Origin of the sequence: Psychrobacter sp. Sarcosine-3u-12, assembly GCF_002836005.1 — a bacterium.
GTDB classification, from domain to species: Bacteria; Pseudomonadota; Gammaproteobacteria; order Pseudomonadales; family Moraxellaceae; genus Psychrobacter; species Psychrobacter okhotskensis.
This window is the reverse complement of the sequence record NZ_PJBY01000104.1, coordinates 59,735-80,041: the sequence shown is the minus strand read 5'-3', so window position 1 is coordinate 80,041 and position 20,307 is coordinate 59,735. Positions and strand designations below refer to the sequence as shown.

The 20,307-nt window shown below is 41.9% G+C and carries 15 protein-coding genes; 6 read left to right on the top strand and 9 right to left on the bottom strand.

Features of this window, described 5'->3' with window-relative positions:
- A partial coding sequence (locus CXF65_RS10575) for a Shedu immune nuclease family protein (RefSeq protein WP_101212020.1) occupies positions 1-1,104 on the top strand: 1,104 nt, incomplete at its 5' end.
- A gap of 73 nt (positions 1,105-1,177) precedes the next feature.
- Here CXF65_RS10575 and tkt read toward each other — a convergent pair.
- The 3 genes from tkt to serS form a co-directional block, all read right to left on the bottom strand.
- Entirely contained in the window at positions 1,178-3,175 is a 1,998-nt protein-coding gene (tkt, locus tag CXF65_RS10570; RefSeq protein WP_101212019.1) for a transketolase, read from the bottom strand.
- 87 nt (positions 3,176-3,262) lie between these two features.
- Complete coding sequence (locus CXF65_RS10565; RefSeq protein WP_101212018.1) at positions 3,263-4,651, bottom strand: hypothetical protein; 1,389 nt, start codon at positions 4,649-4,651, stop codon at positions 3,263-3,265.
- Positions 4,652-4,654: 3 nt separating this feature from the next.
- Positions 4,655-5,941 (bottom strand): serine--tRNA ligase, encoded by a 1,287-nt coding sequence (gene serS / locus CXF65_RS10560; protein ID WP_101212017.1) that lies wholly within the window; start codon positions 5,939-5,941, stop codon positions 4,655-4,657.
- 636 nt (positions 5,942-6,577) lie between these two features.
- Here serS and CXF65_RS10555 point away from each other — a divergent pair.
- Positions 6,578-7,237, top strand: a complete 660-nt coding sequence (locus tag CXF65_RS10555) for a YcxB family protein (protein WP_025651372.1) — start codon at positions 6,578-6,580, stop codon at positions 7,235-7,237.
- Positions 7,238-7,533: 296 nt separating this feature from the next.
- Positions 7,534-8,022, top strand: a complete 489-nt coding sequence (locus CXF65_RS10550) for a Dps family protein (protein ID WP_025651371.1) — start codon at positions 7,534-7,536, stop codon at positions 8,020-8,022.
- Between the two features lie 148 nt (positions 8,023-8,170).
- Here CXF65_RS10550 and CXF65_RS10545 read toward each other — a convergent pair whose 3' ends face one another.
- The 3 genes from CXF65_RS10545 to CXF65_RS10535 all read right to left on the bottom strand — a co-directional run bounded on the left by CXF65_RS10545 (position 8,171) and on the right by CXF65_RS10535 (position 11,212).
- Positions 8,171-8,884 carry a DUF2057 family protein gene (locus CXF65_RS10545; RefSeq protein ID WP_101212016.1) on the bottom strand — a complete coding sequence of 238 codons (714 nt, stop codon included), beginning with the start codon at positions 8,882-8,884 and terminating at the stop codon, positions 8,171-8,173.
- An 86-nt stretch (positions 8,885-8,970) separates the two neighbouring features.
- The gene (gene hda / locus CXF65_RS10540; RefSeq protein WP_101212015.1) at positions 8,971-9,774 is read right to left on the bottom strand and encodes a DnaA regulatory inactivator Hda; all 804 of its coding nucleotides are present in this window, start codon (positions 9,772-9,774) and stop codon (positions 8,971-8,973) included.
- Positions 9,775-10,108: 334 nt separating this feature from the next.
- On the bottom strand, positions 10,109-11,212 hold the full coding sequence (locus CXF65_RS10535) for an AI-2E family transporter (RefSeq protein WP_101212014.1): 1,104 nt from the start codon (positions 11,210-11,212) through the stop codon (positions 10,109-10,111).
- Between the two features lie 359 nt (positions 11,213-11,571).
- Between CXF65_RS10535 and purM the strand changes: the two genes are divergently transcribed.
- Complete coding sequence (gene purM, locus CXF65_RS10530; RefSeq protein ID WP_101212013.1) at positions 11,572-12,633, top strand: phosphoribosylformylglycinamidine cyclo-ligase; 1,062 nt, start codon at positions 11,572-11,574, stop codon at positions 12,631-12,633.
- Positions 12,633-13,322 (top strand): phosphoribosylglycinamide formyltransferase, encoded by a 690-nt coding sequence (gene purN / locus CXF65_RS10525; protein ID WP_101212012.1) that lies wholly within the window; start codon positions 12,633-12,635, stop codon positions 13,320-13,322. The genes purM and purN overlap by 1 nt, the downstream gene beginning before the upstream one ends.
- A 141-nt stretch (positions 13,323-13,463) precedes the next feature.
- Here the strand turns inward: purN and CXF65_RS10520 are convergent, their stop codons facing one another.
- Both CXF65_RS10520 and CXF65_RS10515 read right to left on the bottom strand, forming a co-directional pair.
- A complete protein-coding gene (locus CXF65_RS10520; RefSeq protein WP_101212011.1) occupies positions 13,464-14,843 on the bottom strand; it encodes an NAD-dependent succinate-semialdehyde dehydrogenase in 1,380 nt (459 codons plus the stop codon).
- A 533-nt stretch (positions 14,844-15,376) separates the two neighbouring features.
- On the bottom strand, positions 15,377-16,366 hold the full coding sequence (locus CXF65_RS10515; protein WP_025651364.1) for a LysR family transcriptional regulator: 990 nt from the start codon (positions 16,364-16,366) through the stop codon (positions 15,377-15,379).
- A gap of 781 nt (positions 16,367-17,147) precedes the next feature.
- Between CXF65_RS10515 and CXF65_RS10510 the strand changes: the two genes are divergently transcribed.
- On the top strand, positions 17,148-18,734 hold the full coding sequence (locus CXF65_RS10510) for an isocitrate lyase (RefSeq protein ID WP_025651363.1): 1,587 nt from the start codon (positions 17,148-17,150) through the stop codon (positions 18,732-18,734).
- A 219-nt stretch (positions 18,735-18,953) separates the two neighbouring features.
- Here the strand turns inward: CXF65_RS10510 and CXF65_RS10505 are convergent, their stop codons facing one another.
- A complete protein-coding gene (locus CXF65_RS10505; RefSeq protein ID WP_101212010.1) occupies positions 18,954-20,174 on the bottom strand; it encodes a DUF4349 domain-containing protein in 1,221 nt (406 codons plus the stop codon).
- Between the last annotated feature and the right edge of the window lie 133 nt (positions 20,175-20,307).

Genomic DNA, 20,307 nt, shown 5'->3' with positions numbered 1-20,307 from the left:
GAAGAAGAAATTATTTTCAACTCAAAACTGGATACAATCTATCAACATGAATTTGAAGGGGGAAAGTTCTTTTCAATAATTTCTGAGGAAATTATTGAAAATGGATCAGCTTACTTGATCAAACTCGCTTCAAGAACTCAGATAAAAATCATATTTAGCAAAAATAGTAGTGAAGCTCGAACACTAGAAATAGCAAAATTTGTTGGAGGAAAAGAAAAAGAAACTTTGCGTTTAAATAAAATTTGTACTGGTCAACTTAAAGCCTTTCTATCTTTTCTAACTGATATTGATGTTAGTAGCTTTAATGAAAAGCAAACAACTCTTTCTTCAAATAATGATAATGCAGAAATATTCAAAAATTTTATGGAAATAATGGAAAATGGAGAAGGTGAAGATATTTTGAAGCAAATATTAGCATCTGATAATATCACCTCTCATGATATCGTCAGTACTGGCTACAGAAAGACTCAGCTAGAGATATTTAGAAAATTATTAGAAGAAGATTATATAAGTGAATATAAAAAAGATGTTTTAAACAACCCCTCTACTCAAGATGAGAAGGCTTGGCAGGAATTTTTTACTTCAAACCAATGGATATTCGGATACGGGCTAGATTATAAATTTCAAAACATACTTCAAAAAGAGTTTCATACTTCTAATACGGATGCTGCTGGTAAAGGTTCAGTTATAGCAGATTTTTTGATTGGTGATAAAAGATTTACGTCCTTTGTAGAGATCAAATTACCAACAACTACGTTGTTCAGTGGCCGACAAAATCGTTCCGGCTGTTGGAAGCTATCTTCTGACTTACTTGACTCCTACTCTCAGATTCTTGAACAAAAAGCTTGTGGTGAGATTAAAATAGAACAAGAAGAGCTTTACGATGAGAATGAAGAATTAATTACTCAACGTGCTTATGATTCTAAAACGTTCTTGATCATTGGATCATTAAAGAGTTTGGAAGAAAGTAATTGTTCAGCTAAAGAGAAAAAGATAAAGTTCAAAACATTTGAGTTGTTTCGTAGAGACTCTAGGAAAGTCGATATCATTACCTATGATGAACTATATGAAAGGGCTAAATTTATCGTTGAACACAAATCGTAATCTCTATTCTAAAATGTCAAAGCCCCAAGCCAATCTAATTAGCTTGGGGCTTTGACATTATTCAAATAGCTTATTACACCAAACTATTTACCGCTTCAATCACAGCGTCAGTCGTGATACCAAACTCTTTGTATAACTGGTCTGCAGGAGCAGATTCGCCATAAGTGGTCATGCCGATGACTTTGCCATCTAGACCAACGAACTTATACCAGTAATCTACATGCGCCGCTTCGACTGCAACGCGGGCACGGATATTGGCAGGCAATACCGCTTCACGATAGCTAGCATCTTGCTCAACGAAAATCTCTGCACATGGCATAGAGACCACACGGACGCCAACACCGTTTGCGCTCAACGTTGCATACGCTTCCATCGCTAGGCCAACTTCTGAACCAGTTGCGATGATGATAGCTTGTAGCTCGCCCTGCTCTTTCGCAAGTACATAACCACCTTTGGTGATGTTCGCTACTTGCTCGCTGTCACGTGCTTGATGTGGCAAGCTCTGACGGCTAAAGATCAATGCTGATGGGTTGTTTTCAGACTTGATTGCTTCTACCCAAGCACTAGCAGATTCAGTCGCATCACACGGACGCCATGTACGTAGGTTTGGCGTAGTACGTAGGCTAGTCAATTGCTCAACTGGCTGATGCGTTGGGCCATCTTCACCCAGACCGATTGAATCATGCGTATAAACGTGGATGATACGTTGCTTCATCAATGCGCCCATACGGACGGCGTTACGCGCGTATTCCATGAACATGAGGAATGTTGCTACGTAAGGGATAAAGCCGCCATGCAATGCGATACCATTGGCAATCGCGGTCATACCGAACTCGCGCACGCCATAATAGATATAGTTGCCATCGCTATCAGTTTCGATGCCTTTCGCACCTTTAAATAGTGTGAGGTTTGAGCCTGCTAGATCCGCTGAACCGCCCAACAGTTCTGGTAATAATGGCTGCAAAGTATTGATCGCATTTTGACTGGCTTTACGACTGGCAACATCACCGCCCTGCTCTTGGGTTTGCTGAATATAAGCTTGTGCTTGCTTATCAAAATCAGCAGGCAATTCACCATTTAAGCGGCGTAGTAACTCAGCAGCTAATTCTGGATATGCTTTTTTATAAGCGTCAAAGTCAGCATCCCAGTTCTTTTGTTGTACGTCGCCTTTGGCTTTAGCATCCCATGCTTCATAGATTTCGTCATCTAATTCAAATGGGGCATGCTTCCAAGATAGCGCATCGCGGGTCAAGGCAATTTCATCATCACCAAGCGGTGCACCGTGGCTAGCCGCTAAGCCTTGCTTGTTCGGGCTGCCCGCACCGATAGTGGTTTTACAGATAATTAAGCTTGGCTTAGTGGTCTCAGCAATCGCTTGCTCTGTCGCTTGCGTAATCGCATCGGTATCATGACCATCGACTTTGATAACCTGCCAGCCATATGCTTCAAAGCGTGCTTGCGTGTCATCAGTAAACCAGCCTTCGACATCACCATCGATGGAGATGCCATTGTCATCATAGAAGAATACTAACTTACCAAGCTCTAGCGTGCCCGCTAATGAACAAACTTCATGGCTGATACCTTCCATCAAGCAGCCATCACCCAAGAACGCATAAGTATGGTGGTCAACGATGTTATGTCCGTCACGGTTGAACTGCGCAGCTAAGGTTTTCTCTGCAATCGCAAAACCAACCGCATTCGCGATGCCTTGACCTAGTGGACCCGTAGTGGTTTCAATACCTGGCGTATAACCAAGCTCAGGGTGACCAGGGGTTTTTGAATGCAACTGACGGAAGCCTTTTAAGTCATCGACGCTGACATCATAACCCGTTAAATGCAGCAACGAGTAAATCAGCATCGAGCCATGGCCGTTTGACAACACAAAGCGGTCACGGTTGTGCCATTGCGGATCAGCAGGATTATGCTTTAAAAACTTGCGCCATAATACTTCGGCAATATCAGCCATACCCATGGGTGCACCGGGGTGTCCTGAATTGGCTTTTTGCACCGCATCAAAAGATAAAACGCGGATGGCATTAGCAAGTTTGCGTTCATTAATTGGAGCTGGCATAGAGTGTCCTAGTGGTAAGGGTAATAAAAATATAGGAGAGGATTAAGCATAGTACAGTGTTAATTTTTCAGCTATTTTAACATGAAGTTATTGAACGGTACGACAGCTGACTGATATGTATGATAAATCCTCGACAGTATTCACTTTGGAATTTTCAATAGTATTGCTCGATTGATCATAGGCAGTAATAGTGAGTCGTTTTTGATCGTTAACGTGTAATGCTCTAACGCGATTTAAACTATCTAAAAAAGTGTTTAGATAGTTAACAAGCGGAGCATTGGCATTTGAATACTCTCCCATAAACAAACTATCTAATACTTCAGGATTACTAACAGCATCTTGGCATTGCGGATCGATAGCCGCTTGCCACAAACGTAGATTGGCATTGGCATCAAGTAGTCGGTTTTGATAGTCAGAGTAATCAACCTTAGCAATATTAACAAGCATACTGCCAGTACGATTAAATAGTTTAGAGTTTTTTATATCTACTATCGGATAAGACGTCATCTCATCATTGTTAACTTTATAGGTCCATTCTGAGTTGCAAAACAACCGAGTGTCTTCATTAATTTGCTTAATCGAAGCGTTGTGATTGAATAAAATAGGCGTTTCATCAAGACTGAGCAGCAGATTTTTTAGCTGCTTAGCTTCATTTTTTACTTCAGGGCATATGGATATCTCTTGGGCAGTCATAGGTATAAGAGCTTCAGTACAACTTAATGAAATAGGTTCGGTAGAGTTTGCTAGCAAATCAAGATGGCTGTTTAGCAGCTTCACCCCTACCATAGTTTGAATAAGACTATGTTTAGACTGTATTAATTTTTTGCTAAAGCTAATGTTATCGCACACTGTTTTTGACCCCGAATAAGGGTCTTTATAATGTGCCATTACGCTTTGTGTCATCAGAGGTCTCGTTAAATAGTTATAATCGGGTATAGGCGTTGAGGCAAACCAAAGATTATCAGGAAACACACTAACTAACTCACCAGCATCACTCTTTTTTAATGTATTAATATCATTAATGACATATGGAATAGATTTGAGGCTTTCAGTATAAGGAGTATGATTATCTTCAATACTTTTAAGACATTTGAGTGGGTAGTTGAACTCACACAAGGTTAAAGCTGACAACTTGACTGTTTTATAAGTCGAGCGCAGATATGTGGGCGACCTTTCCTCAAATAATTCATCAATATTTTTAATAGCAGCATGTTCTTTTAAATATTTCTTGAATATAGCTATATCTTTTGCAACAACTCGCTCGCGCTCACTTTTTGGAACATCATATCCTAGCAGATATAAAGTGATTGCTACTGATTCTTTAGCATCAGTGTCAGTAACAGCAGTGTTATTAGAGGCTACATCATTAAAAGCAATGCCATTATCACGACTATCAGCACAGCCAATCATTGGAATAAGGCATAAACCTAAAACCTGAATCAATAAAGAGTACTTTAATAGTGTCACCATACTCATTATTTACCCTTTTATCGTATCAACGCCACCCATATACGGACGCAATACTTCTGGAATGGTGATGCTACCATCAGCGTTTTGATAATTTTCCATCACTGCTAACAAGGTACGACCAACGGCTAAGCCTGAACCATTTAAGGTATGGGCCAAACTGGTCTGCTTGCCATCTTTAACACGCGTACTCATACGGCGTGCTTGGAAGTCACCACAGTTCGAGCAGCTTGAAATTTCACGATAGGTGTCTTGGCTTGGTAACCAGACTTCAATATCATAAGTTTTTTGCGCGCTAAAACCCATATCACCCGTACACAGTAGTACCGTGCGATACGGCAAATCAAGCTGCTGCAAGATATATTCTGCTTGCCCAGTCATCGCCTCAAGCAACTCATCTGACTGCTCGGCTGTGGCGATATTAACCATTTCAACTTTTTCAAACTGATGCTGGCGAATCAGACCACGGGTATCACGACCATGCGAGCCGGCTTCACTACGGAAACATGGCGTATGCGCGGTGAATTTTAATGGCAGCTCTTTGATATCCAAACGCTCACCACGTACCAAGTTGGTCATCGGTACTTCCGCTGTTGGAATCAGATAAAAATCTGTACCTTCATTATTGGTATGATTGGTCAATTTAAACAAATCATCTTCAAACTTCGGCAGCTGACCCGTACCTTTTAAGCTTTCAGAATTGACAATATAAGGCAGATAGGTTTCAGTATAGCCATACTTTATAGTATGGGTATTGAGCATAAACTGAATCAAGGCGCGATGCATTTGCGCAAGCTGACCTTTTAATACATTAAAACGACTACCGGTAAGCTTCGCTGCGGCTTCAAAGTCGAGCATACCGAGCGTCTCACCGATATGAGTATGGTCTTTGATGTCGAAATCAAACTTACGCGGCGTACCCCATTTGCGTACTTCGACATTATCATCTTCTGACGTACCCACTGGCACATCTGCTGCTGGAATATTAGGAATCTGCAAGGCAGCTTGATTGATACGCTCTTGCAGAGTACGCAGCTCGTCTTCTGCCGTCTTAATCTCACCGCTGACACTTTGCATCTCAGCCAACAGCTCACTGGCATCTTCGCCCGATTTTTTTAGCGCCCCTACTTGCTTAGCACCAGCGTTACGGCGCGATTGCAACTCTTCGGTTTTGACTTGTAGCGATTTACGCTCGTTTTCAATGGTTTGCCAGAACTCCATATCAAGCGTATAGCCACGAGCAGCCAACTGCTGTTGTAAATCGCTTAAATCGCCGCGTAAGAGTTTTGGATCAATCATAATAGTTGCCTGTAACGCTGAGAGTGAATAAGGAATTTTAAGAAAATATTATCAAAACAATAATGAGCCAAGCTCATTTTACAACCTAACCTATCGTCAATCCAAAATAATATCAATACAAGCAAACCGAGTACAAGCTATACAGTACTATGTTTAGCGAAGTTGACGCTGTAGTGATTTTATAGTGGGCAGGCTATCATTTTATAACTTATGTTGTGACAGCTTGTTTGTCATGAGAAAATAGGTAGTCGCTATAATACCAAGACCCAGCAGATTTGACCATGTTTTGCCCCTATTTAGACGCTATTTTGACTACTTTTCGGCTATTTTCGTACCTGTGACTGTCCTGTGTTATAGCAAAGTTTTTAGTGTGACGCCGTGTTTGAATGTTGCACGTTATACCACTATCTTGCTATGAAAAACTTAAGGTTAGCTTCCACAATCAGTCCCAATCTCTATTAATGCCATTAATATGACGTCTATCAATGAACAGAGCGGCTTATATGTTTCATTTAGGAGTACTTTTCGGTAAGATAAGCGCATAGCTTTATGACACTTCTAGCCAAGTACCGCATCGCAGCTTCGCTTTGGCGATTTAAACCCAACGCTTTTACTACAAGTATTTGAGAAACCTTTATGGCCCTGTACCCCTATACGCTCCAACCTGTTGCCTTAAACCTGACCGAGGCGGAATTTCATCAAGCACAGTATGAACTGTTTGCCAGTGCCAGCCCTTCGTTTGGTCTTTCAAGTTTGAAGACCAAAGAATGGGTCATTATGGCGGTAGTCGTGATACTGGCCATTGCAGGGTTAATCTTTGTCACTGGCTATTCCACAATTATTTTTTGGGTCATGTTGGTTTCGGTCGTGGTTTATCTGTTGGTGCGTACCTTAGGTTTTAAATGGTACGTCAAAAGAGAGTTTGAAAAACAAGTGGCTGATCAAGAGATGCCAGATGAGATGCGCCAGATGAAGTTGGGTGTACAAAAACATGGCTTGGTCATGGCGATGCCAACCAATCAACCTGATATGATGAAAAACTCGCAAATGCGTGGCATGCAAATGCGTGCAGGAGCGACCCAACAAGCGGTTATTCCATGGACAGCGGTCAAAAGCTGGGATGAGACTGACGACTATATCTTTATGATGTTTGAGATGAAAGGTCAACAAGGCAGCCAAATTGTCCCTAAACGTTTGCAAGCACAGAAATTTCCAATCGATACGGTACGTCAACACCTACAAGAAGTGGTTCCAGTTAAAGGTTTAAATCCTGAAAGCTTACAACCCCCTGCATAAAGGGTAATAGTCCATTTTTTGAACTTATAAGCTTTTGAACTCATAAGCTTATAATTTTAAAAAATCAATCATAGACTTATAATTATTGAAATTAACTTATCGACGCTGCTTTGCTATTATAATGAACATCGACAGCAAGATTATGACGGACTTAATAAATAGATCTTTATCAATTAAAATAGAGTTCTATCATTCAGCATAAGAACAAGCATAGCAATGCATCATAGGGTTTGCTACCCTCTTAGTCTGTTATAATCAGTCTCTTACATTAACACTCACACTATAAGGATAATATTATGAGTAACACTAATAATGCGACCAACCAAATCGGTCTAGAACAATCAGATATGAGCGGTGTCATCACTAAACTTAATAGCTTACTATCAAGCTATCACATGTTCTATATTAACGTTCGTGGCTATCATTGGAACGTCAAAGGTGAGCACTTCTTTACTTTGCACCCACAGTTTGAAGAGCTGTATACCAGCCTACAAGTCGAGATTGACGAAATCGCTGAACGTATTTTAACCTTAGGTGGTACACCACTCCATGCGTATAGCGACTTTACGAAACATACAAGTATTCAGGAAGATAAAAACGTCAAAGATGGCAATACTTGTGTAAAAGGCGTAGTTACTGGCCTACAAGCGCTTATCTCAGAGCAGCGTCAAGTATCAGCGCTGGCGGTAGAAGCGGAAGACCAAGGTACTGCCGATTTAGTCGACGGCTATGTGCAGCAGCAAGAAAAGCTAATTTGGATGTATAATGCTTTTTTAGCAAAATAGTTAATACTTAAAGGTAGCTGACTTTAAGAGCGACCAGCCTTAGAAGTCGGTTATAAGTAAAATTATATGTCATAAAAAAGCACCCGCTATGGGTGCTTTTTTGTGGGTGAAGTTTGGGTTATATCTTCACATGTTTAAAGAGTAGAATCTACTGCTGTACCCACTGGCGAATTTTTTCGCGTTCAGCTGGCGTTGCTTGTAGCCATAACTGCATGAAGCTATCAAGGGTATTGGTGCTTTGATTGCTCGTCCCTACTGGCGCCACGGTATAGGTATTTGAAGACATACTACCTGTATTATTCTGAGTACTCGCCGTTGGCTGATTGAGAGCTGCGATTGCGCGTTGGTTCTGTAATTCTGCATCACCGCCACCACCAAATACGCCGCCTATCGCTTTACCCAATCCAGCAAACAAGCCATCATTACCATTTGCAACGCCCTGTTGACTGGCAATAATGGCATCGTCTTGCTGTATCGCAAGGGTTGGCTGTTTGACATAATCTTTGGCTGCCTCATACTTTTCTGGTTGATTAGGCATGGTCAAGCGGTATGTCTGGTTGTCTGCCAGTTCGGCTGTCACACTCACATTGCCTGAACGCAAATAATCATGCTCGTCACGCGGCAGATTATACAAGCGGTCATACTTAGCAGTAATCGCATGCTGACCCGGCTGCAAGGTGAATTGTTTAGTCAATGCCTGAAAAGGACTCTGTTGAACTTCTTGACCATTGATAGCAGTCACTTTGATATAGTCATCAACGAGCAAAGTAACAGCGGCATTTGAGAGCATAGATACCGATCCGGCACTGATAAGTAAGGTGCTGATGGTCAGTTTTTTTAGCAAAGAAGTATTGGTTTTCATAAGTGGTCCCATTGATAGTAAATGCATTGATAACAGCGACATTTTGGATAGAAACAAATGGTGTTTCTAATATTAAAAATCTAGTATTAAAAATCGAGTGGCATCGTATGTTGATCCTGATTGGCTGCCTCATTATCCACTTGTGTCTCTTGAGCAATATCCGCAAGCTCAGCTGCCAGCGTTTGCTCATCAATCGTACGCAAGGCATCACTGATGACCGCTTTAGAGATGTTACTACGCCCAAGATTTGAGAACATCGGCTGAATATAATTGAGCACCTCCATCATGGCACCGATACGATGTGGCCCTTCGGTCAGAAGATAATCAATAATACGCTCATCAAACTGCCAACCACGGCGACGTAAGATAGACTGCAGCAAGGCTTGACGGTCAGCAAGATCGTGACCATTCGGTACTTTAAAGGTAGGCGCTTGTGCCAGACGAGTGAGCAAATCCCTCAATTGAAATGGTAACTCGCCCGCAGGCTTATTGGCAGCAAATAATAACTGGCGCTGCCCTTCACGGCTACGATTAATGAGATGGAATAAGGCTTCTTGCCATTGACTACTTTGCTCAAGCACTTCTAAGTCATCGATGGCGATAAGCGAGAAGTTCTCAAGAGAAGACAGCACATTGACATCGGTATGGATCAATTCATTGAGCGACAAACAGATCGCTGACTTGTCCATCTCAATGAATGACTCACAAATAGCGGATAGTAGATGGGACTTACCAGTTGCAGGGCTGCCAAACAGGTACAGCTGACCAATCAGGCCGACATGTAGCTGCCGCACTGCATCAATAATCGACATCCAACCGGGACCGGCAAAGTCACTGAGACTCGCATCATGCTTAATGTCCAGATTGAGACTTAGCTGTGCTTCTGCCATGAATCATCAACTCGGTTTGCGTAGCGCAATAGATAGAAAAGGAAAAGGCGTGGTAACTTTTAAAACAGGCTCAGTTTAAGTAGGCTTAATAAAATAAACGAGCTTGAGGTTTTGATTACACTCAGTCAAACATGATATTTATCAAAATTAACGACGTGTATCAAAACGCTCACAGTAACAGCTGTTAGCGTTACTACTGCGCCTATATATAACATATTTGCAAAATGACTGACAAGTCTTTTACTTACTAAGCTTTGTCAGTCATTAATTATTAAGCCTAAATGACACCCTTATTATCTAGCTATTTTATAAATTTTCAATGACATTACGCCTATTATTTTTTAAATAACACCAACTGTTTACGACCTTTGTAAAAGTCCGTGGAGAGATAATAAGCATACAAGTGGCGGAACAATACATTTAGGACGGCAGACACCGGTAGCGCGATAAGCATACCAACAAAACCCAATAGACTTGCGCCTGCTAGTACCGAAAATATAACCCATAAAGGTGACAATCCGATCTTATCGCCCAACAATAAAGGCTGTAGGATGTAGCCTTCTGCCGCTTGACCGATTAAAAATGCGCCAACGATTAAGGATAAATACGTCCAATCTAAGCCAAACTGGAACAAACACGCAATAATAGCAGCGATGAAGCCAATACCGAAGCCCAGATAAGGTACGAAGCTAGCAATACCTGCCACCATGCCGATAATGAGACCCAGCTCAAGCCCAATGAGCTGCAACTGTACAGCATAAATTGCGCCCAACAACACCATCACCAACAGCTGACCTTTGATAAACGCCATCAATGCCCGATCACACTCTTGGGCAATACCAATAACTTTTTCGCAGTACGGCCCTGGAATCGCTGTCTTCCACATCTGTATGCGTTTGTCCCAATTGAACAAAAAGTAAAAAGTCAAAATCGGTACTAAGACAATCAATCCTGCATTATTGATAAAGCTCATGCTTGAAGCAAGCACCTGACTCATCATCGAGCTGGCATCAGAGAACTTATAATGTGTTTGCAGATATTCAACCAAGGTTTCAGAGAATCCTTTGGTTTCTAGTATGGGCAAGCGGATATTGGCATTCGCAACAAACCATCCGCGAACTACCTGATTATACCAATTCAAAACCTTGGGCAGATATTCCCAAGCCGCTTGTAGCTGATGCAGCAATGTCGGTATCAGCCACCAGAGCAGCAATACCATCCCCAAGGTAATGGTAGCATAAACAATAATAATAGCTATCCAGCGCTTGATATACTTTGAGAGACGTTTGACCAATGGATTGAACAAATAAGCGAGTACAAAAGCAAAGATGAACGGCAAAATGACCGGCATCATTAAATAAAGCAAAACAACAGCAATGATGAGCACGGCGACGATAAATAAGCGCCGGAAAAAAGGGTCTATCGATTGTTTGGTCATTAAGGGCCATCCTAAAAGTAAGCTAATCGCGATAACTTATCGTTGAGATTGCAGTTTTATTGCCACAAACTCACTGTATCGTTATCGGTACGTCTACAAATTCTAAGTGCTTTGATTCTAAGTGTTTTATTATCGCAGAGTCGACAAAAAAAGCAGTCATTTTTTGTTTCTTAACTTTTTATTTATCGCTTATTTCTAATCTTGGCCGAATATTGGCAAGTTGCTTTGCGAGTGAGGTCTATTATTAGGTATAATGCGCCCACTAACTTCAAACTTTGTAACATTGACTGCTATTATTAATGTCAATAAATAATTTATCGGTTAATTCCAATTATATAGCCCCCAACTGTGAGATGACTATGAGTGACAAGCCTTCGTTAAGCTACAAAGATGCCGGCGTTGATATCGATGCAGGCGATGCATTGGTGCAACGAATCAAGTCCGTAGCAAAAGCCACGACGCGTCCTGAAGTCGTGGGTGGACTGGGTGGTTTTGGCGCGTTATGCCGTATTCCGACAGGTTACACCTCGCCGCTATTGGTTTCTGGTACAGATGGTGTCGGTACTAAGCTCAAACTCGCGCTACAGCTCAATCGTCATGAGACGATCGGCATCGACTTGGTAGCGATGTGTGTCAACGACCTATTGGTATGCGGTGCTGAGCCTTTGTTCTTTTTAGATTACTATGCAACGGGTAAGCTCGATGTGGATGTGGCTGCTACTGTTGTCAGCGGGATTGGTGATGGTTGTAAGTTGGCCAATTGCGCGCTTATAGGTGGCGAAACTGCTGAGATGCCAGGCATGTATCAAAACGATGATTACGACTTGGCAGGGTTTTGTGTCGGCGTGGTTGAAGAAGCGGAAGTCATCACTGGCGAAAATGTCGCAGAGGGCGATGTTTTAATCGCCCTTGCCTCAAGTGGCGCGCATTCTAACGGCTACTCATTAGTGCGTAAAGTCATCGAAGTCAGCGGGACTGATGTCACTAGCAGTGATGAGCAATTAGATGGTCAATCTATCCAAGACGCGCTAATGGCACCGACGCGTATCTACGTAAAAGCCATTAAAGCCTTGCAAGATACTCTTGGTAGCTCAGCTTTACATGCCATGTCACATATCACCGGTGGCGGCTTAACGGACAACTTACCACGCGTACTGCCTGAAACTCTAGCCGCTAGCATCGATACCAATAGCTGGCAGTTCTCAGAGCTGTTCACTTGGTTGCAAACCCAAGGTAATATCGAGCAAAGTGAGATGTACCGTACCTTTAACTGCGGCGTCGGCTTTGTCATTGTCGTACCAAAAGATAAGGCAGATGCTGCTATTCAAACCTTGAACGATGCTGGCGAAAAAGCGTGGCAACTAGGCGAAATGATCAAGCGCAGCACTGATGATCAGGCGGATGCCGTGGTGTACCGTTAATGTCAGACAGTCCTATCAAAACTAGCAACAATAAACCATTACGCATTGCCGTTTTGGTATCAGGTAGTGGTAGCAATCTACAAGTATTAATAGATGCCATGCAAGCAGGTACACTACCAATTGAGATCGTCGGCGTCATTAGTAATCGTGAAGACGCCTACGCTATCAAGCGTGCCGAGCAAGCTAACATACCTGTCGCCGTGCTATCACATACTGATAGTGGCAAACGCATGGCCATCAAAACTTTTGAGACTCATGCCAGCGCCCAACTAACGGCATGGCAACCTGACCTAATCGTGTTGGCTGGCTTTATGCGGGTACTTAGCGCAGGTTTCATCGACAATATACCTCCACCGATGATTAATCTGCACCCTTCCCTGCTACCTGTTTATAAAGGCCTTGATACCCATCAACGTGCCATACAAGCAGGCGAACGTCATCATGGTTGCAGCATCCATGTCGTCACCGCTGAGCTCGATGCGGGCGCTGTTTTGACCCAAGCTTTTTTAGAGATTAACCAAAAAGATACTGCCGATAGCCTACAAGCGCGCGTCCAAAAGCTTGAACATCAACTGCTACCTTGGACAATTTTATTATTAGCTAAAAGTGTCATCAACCTGAACAGTCAGGACAAAGGAACTTTTTCTATATTGCCCACATTACCTTTAAAGCTGTATTTAGACAGTTAAAGCAGTAACAAGTAGTAAAGAAAATTAGTAATCATTTAAAACTATCAATCATAAAAAAGCCCAGTCACTCAATTAATGAATGACTGGGCTTTTCAGTATCTAATATTTAAAGCGTTTTAGCTTCAAAATCTGTACGTGCTCTTAGCTGTTATGCACGTGGACACCTTTGATGTTTACAAACTCTTTAATACCAAAACCACCATGCTCACGGCCGTGACCTGAGTTTTTTACACCACCGAACGGTAATGCTGGATTTGCAAGACCATAACCATTGATATAGACCATGCCAGTATCGAACTGCTCATTAGCTAAGCGAATCGCTTTGTCCTCATCTTTTGAGAAGATCGCGCCACCTAAACCATAACGGCTGTCATTAGCGATACGTAAGGCATCGTCTTGATCTTTAGCTCGTATTAGCGCTGCAACTGGACCAAATAGCTCGTCATCATAGGCAGGTTGGCCTTTTTCGACGTTCTCTAAAATAGTTGCAGGATAAAAGCTGCCTTTACCTTCTGGCAATTTACCGCCAACTGATATCGTAGCACCTTTGCTAACACTTTCTTCTACTTGCTCATGCAACTTTTCTTGCAAGTCTTTGCGCGCTAGTGGTCCAAGATCTGAGCTGTCATCCATTGGATCGCCGGCTTTTTTACTTGCAAACTCTTCAACGATACGCTCACGGAACTCGTCATACAGGCTATCAACAACGATAAAGCGCTTTGCAGCCACACAAGTTTCGCCATTATTTATCAGACGCGCTAGCGTACAAGTTTGTACTGCAAGCTCAAGATCAGCATCTTCTAAAACGATAAATGCGTCATTTGAACCCAGCTCTAGAACTGCTTTTTTGATTGCTTTGGCTGCTTGCTGACCGACGATACTACCTGCACCATCACTACCAGTGAGCGTCACACCGCGTACTTTATCATTACCAATTAATTTCTCTGACTGATCATGATCAATTAAAATGGTACGGAACAAGTCGTTTGGTAAGTCAGACTCATGGAATATTTTTTCAATTAATAAGCCAGAACCAGTCACGTTTGCTGCGTGCTTGAGCAGAATGCTGTTACCTGCCATCAAATTGGCTATGGTATAGCGGAACACTTGATACGCTGGAAAATTCCAAGGCTGCATACCATAAATGACACCAATGGGCTGATAAGTGACAATACCTTTTTTGAGACCTTCGATGTCACGTTCATCGTCAGCAAGCGCGGCCACACCTTTTTCTGCAGTGTAATCACAAATGGCTTTACACAGATCAACTTCTTGTAGACTCTGACTATAAAGTTTACCACGCTCCTCAGTCATAAGACGAGACAGCTCTTCTTTATACTTCATCAGGGTTTCGCCAATAGAGTTAATAACCTTCGCGCGCTCTTCATGACTGGTTTTACGCCATTCTAGAAACGCTTGATGTGAGGCTTCAACGATGTTGTTGACCTCATCATTACTCATATAGTCGTAATCTTTAATATCTTCGCCTGTTGCTGGGTTTACAGTAGTAATATCTGCCATGATTGTTGCCCTTATTTATTTGTTGTTCTTAGTTAATGCTAGTTAGCTAATGCTAATTTAGAGTTGCACTTAATCAAAACTTTAAGAAGCTTCGATCGTGTCGCCTGTCTTAACAATGGATGCTCTAGTTGTCTTTTTTCTTAATGTAGAGCTATCATAACAAATCATTTGCTTTGAAGTTTTACAAGATATAAAGAAGTGTGCGTAAGATGTTAAGAGTGTGACTCATTCGTTGTTAAATACATATTTGGCAGATTATTAGCATATTTATCAAAACTATTTAGGGCGTGTTGAACATTCGACCATGGCACTGACAGAGACTATTTGTGAATGTTCAACACGCCCTAATATATAACTGCTTATAGTCAAAATATCCCAAAAACGTGACGGTATTGCTGATATCGATATAACTTTTCACTGACTATATATTTATGAAATCTTTGATAAGAAATCAAGCAAATAAAAAACCAGCACATGATATATGGGCTGGTTTTATCGATTGTTTAAGCGATACTTATGTTATTCACATTTTGTTAGAACAAATGATTGATAATAGGGATATCTTGTGGAGGATTCTCTTCCTCGTCAACGATTTGACGCGCTACATGCATAATGAGCTGGCGCAACCAACGATGGGCTGGGTGATGCTGCAATAAAGGCGACCACGCCATCGTTAGCTCAAATTCAGGAATAAAAAATGGTGGCTCTTCCATTTTTATACTGTCATTATTGGCCTGCATTTTTGCCACCCGCGTCGGCAATGTCGCAATCAAATCTTTATTGGCGGCGAGCATCGCCGGCATCTGATAGTGACGCGTAAAGACGCTGATTTGACGCTTTTGACCCAAACGTTGCAGTGCTTGATCAATTGAGCCTAGGCCGCCAGATTTTTCTGGATTGACCCCAAATCCCACGCCCATGCCTGTCTTGGACACCCAAACATGCTGCGCTTTTAGATAGTTTTTTAGATTAAAACGATTGGCATAGGGGCTTTCTGACGATAGCAAGCAACTAAACGTATCGCGCCATACGAGCACTTGATGGAAGCTTTGCGGTATCTCGTTAAAGCGGTTGATCGCCAAGTCCACCCGTCCCTGCTCCATATCGCGATAGGAGACATCAGATGGCGTCAAGAAATCCAAAATGACGTTGGGCGCTTCGGAACGTAGCGCTTTTACTAGCTTGGGTACTAAGGTCGCCTCGGCATAATCTGAAGTCATAATGCGAAAGACGCGTGAGGTACTATAAGGGCGAAACTCGGTACGTGGCTCTAACACTTGCGTGAGGTCAGCCAATATCTCGCGAATACGTGGCTGCAACTCAAGGGCGCGCTCAGTTGGGGTCATGCCCTCTGATGAGCGTACTAATAGTGGGTCATTAAACAGCTTACGTAAGCGCCTTAGAATATTACTCATCGCCGGTTGGGTAATGCCAAGCTGTTCAGCTGCACGTGTCACATTTTTTTCTCGCAACAACACATCTAAATGTACCAATAAATTCAAATCAACCCGCTGCAAATTCATATGTATTTCTCTTTGCCTTAGAATAAATACCACTATAAATATTGGTATTTTTAGTACTGTCATAAATATTTATCGTCTATAACCGCATAATATTACTATTTTTTTGTCTAGGGGTTCCTACAATCAGCTAATTATAACGCAAACTAGCCATCATAAGACATTGTTTTTTATACATTATAACCAAATAAAATACCCAAGATAACTATCATAAATTAGATAAATCTTGGTAAGGCAGTTATAGTGAGTGACACAGACAAGCCGTCACGCAAACAATAAACCGTAGGCTGAGACGCTGATTATAAGCTTACCGACCAACATAATATTTTAATGGTCCGTATCGATAGCAAAACCTAATCAACTGCCTAGCAATCGATTTAGATAAATTTTTTGCCAGTGATATTTTTTAGCTGATTGCCTCAATGATTATTGTAACACCTCTCATCGCCAATTATAAAACCACAGCGCTATAATTGTTTAGGTAGCACACAAAACATACTGAATGAGCGTCACGCTATCACTATGTATTAGACAATTTGTTAACTGCTGAGTTCAGCAAATCTCTTGTGTTTATAGATAGGTTTGTTTAGGGTAAGTAGGGCTGCGTTCAATATACATTTATTTTTAGCTGATATAACCATTCATTCCTTTTCGTTATGTCTATACTTATTAGATGTCGAGAACCTTAATAAAAATCTTATTTTGTATCTCTCAATAACAGACAGTCGTGATCAATTTATCACTTAATTTTTCTCGTTTTTACACCCCACCAAGGAGACTATAGATGTCAACTGTTTATAAATCAGCGATCGATTTAGTACGTGAATTAAAGCAAAAGCACGGTAACTGGCAAAATATCAGCGAGACTGATGCCGCACGTATGATGGCACAAAACCGCTTCAAAACAGGTTTGGATATCGCCAAGTATACTGCAAAAATCATGCGTCAAGATATGGAAGAGTATGACAATGATACTTCTCAGTACACGCAGTCTTTAGGTGCTTGGCATGGTTTTGTTGCCCAGCAAACCATGTATGCTAAGAAAAAATACTTTGGTACCACGTCAAAAACTTACATCTACCTATCAGGTTGGATGGTTGCAGCCCTTCGCTCTGAGTTTGGTCCTCTTCCTGACCAATCTATGCACGAAAAAACCTCTGTACCTAAGCTAATTGCAGAGATCTACACCTTCTTGCGCCAAGCCGATGCTAAAGTACTAAACGATTATTTCCGTGAGCTAAACGCTGCAGAAGAAGCCGGTCAAGACACCTCAGCTATCCTAGAAAAAATCGAAAACTTTGATTCGCATGTTGTGCCAATCATTGCTGACATCGATGCAGGTTTCGGTAACGAAGAAGCGACTTACTTGCTAACCAAGCAAATGATCGAAGCGGGTGCTTGTGCTATTCAGGTTGAAAACCAAGTATCTGATGCTAAGCAATGTGGTCACCAAGCAGGTAAAGTAACTGTACCGCATGAAGACTTCATCTCTAAACTAAATGCGATTCGTTATGCATTCTTAGAGCTTGGTGTTGAAGACGGCATCATCGTTGCTCGTACTGACTCTGAAGGCGCATCACTAACGCAAAAAATCCCAGTATCAAATGAGCCAGGCGATTTAGCTTCTAAATACATCGACTTCATCGAAATGGAAGAAGTGACGCTAGAGAACGCCAACGAAAACGACAGCTTGCTTAAGCACAACGGCAAATTAGTTCGTCCAGTACGTCTAGCCAATGGTCTATATCAGTTCCGTGAAGATACGAACATCGATCGCGTTGTCCTTGACTGTGTTACTGCTCTAGAAAATGGTGCTGACCTATTATGGATCGAAACACCGACTCCAGACGTAGAACACATCAAAATGATGGTTGATCGTATCAAAGAAGAGCAGCCTAAAGCGAAGCTTGTATACAACAACAGCCCATCATTCAACTGGACGCTTAACTTCCGTAAACAAGTAATCGCTCAGTGGGAAGAAGAAGGCAAAGACATCTCTAAGTACAATAAAGATGACTTGATGAGCGCTGATTATGACGGTACTGAGCTTGATGAAGCAGCTGATATCGCTGCTAAAAACTTCCAACGTGATGCATCACGTGAAGCGGGTGTATTCCATCACTTAATCACGCTACCGACTTACCACACCACGGCACTTAGCGTGCATGAGCTTGCTAAAGGCTATTTCGGTGAAGACGGTATGCTTGCTTATGCAGCTGGCGTACAACGTAAAGAAATCCGTGAAGGCATCGCTTGTGTTAAGCACCAAGCAATGGCCGGTTCTGACCTTGGCGATGACCACAAAGAGATCTTCTCTGGTGACAATGCCCTTAAAGCTGGCGGCGGCAAGAACACGATGAACCAGTTCTAATCACCGACACTTTATAAATACTTTTTATAAGTAAAGGTTACAAGAAAAGCCGCCCTACACTATGTAGGGCGGCTTTTTTATGAGCAGATTTAGGACGTGTCCTCAATCTGAACAAAGTACCTAAAAGTGAGGACACGCCCTACTCAATTATAAAAATGCCATCACAAACTGATTGCATTGAAAAATATTTAAAAATTAGCGTCCAATAGACAAAATGCTTCAGTCATTAGAATGGCGGTCATCAATATGACTATTGCCCTTGGTTTTTATCTCAGACCTACGTTTTGCGTTGAGCTTGGCGTGGTTCATACGCCTAGTACTTCTACGAAATTTGCGATACAGCATTTTTATGAGTCTATAGACCCCATAAAATACTGCTAGCAGTACGACAAGCCACCACAGTCTAATCAAAGTAATAGCGACTTCTCTTAACATCTCCCAACCTTGTTTGAATGCCTGACTCACTTGTGCGCTAAAGCTTGGGCGTTCAGCCTCTATCAGCAGATCTATATTCTGCGTCGTTTCTTTATAACTGATATCTGGTTGCGTAAAAGTTAGGTTGATCGTACTGTATTTCACTCTATCCGTAATATTCATTTGCTCTAACTGCGCATATTCCTGCTGTTGCCGCGCAGCATAGGTGGCGGTGATCGTATCGACATTACTGGTTTGATCTTTGTCATTTTTGCTATTAAGCCGCTCTTGACTGAGATCCTTTGCCATATCACTATTGAGATTACTTGCCAGTTGCTCGCGATATATATCCAAAGTGACATCTTGAGCCGAGAATTCCTGTTCATTCAAAAAAGCCACTTGCTGCTGCACTTGTTTTAGGAACTTGTTCACGTTTTGTCTAGGGATACGTACGGTCATCTCAGCTTGTCGATAATAAGTCGTCAAAACAACATTTTTATCCCCTTGCACAAAACCACGACTATCACGCTCCCGATTGCTAATATGACTTGATGCCACATAACCGCTTTGCTGATAGGTCAGATTCTCAATAGCGCTACTGCTCTCAACCACATCCTCTACTTTGAAGTCAGCTGCCGCCGTAATCAGTAACGTCTTACCTGCTATTTTGATATCAGCCGCTTGGCTATTAAGGGTCTGCTCACTATCATTGGATAGGTTTTCTACTTGTAACTTAAGCGAGTCTTTATTATTGGTATCTGATATATCAGCACCCTGATCTGTTATCTCTTCAACCGCTTGTTCCGTCGTCACATATTCAGTCTCAGCGCTACTCTGTTCTGATTCATACTCCTCATTTTGTGGACTGCAGCCACTAGCGACAATAGTAGTTAAGGCTATAACGCTACATACTTTAAGCCAGTTAGCAGTTTTGTAGATAGAATCACTGTAATCCGATGCTGACGTGTTTGGTTTAAAGGTTTGCCTGACAGAAAAAGCCCTTGTCTTCTTTAATCTCGTTTTCATCGCTGCAACTCCATTTTTATCTTACTTTTGTTTAATTCCTTGCCCTGATTATAATGATTATTTGCCAAAAGTATATTGTTAGCGATAAAAAGCACGCAAACAGTCAAAATTTCACTTGTGATTATGAGATAGC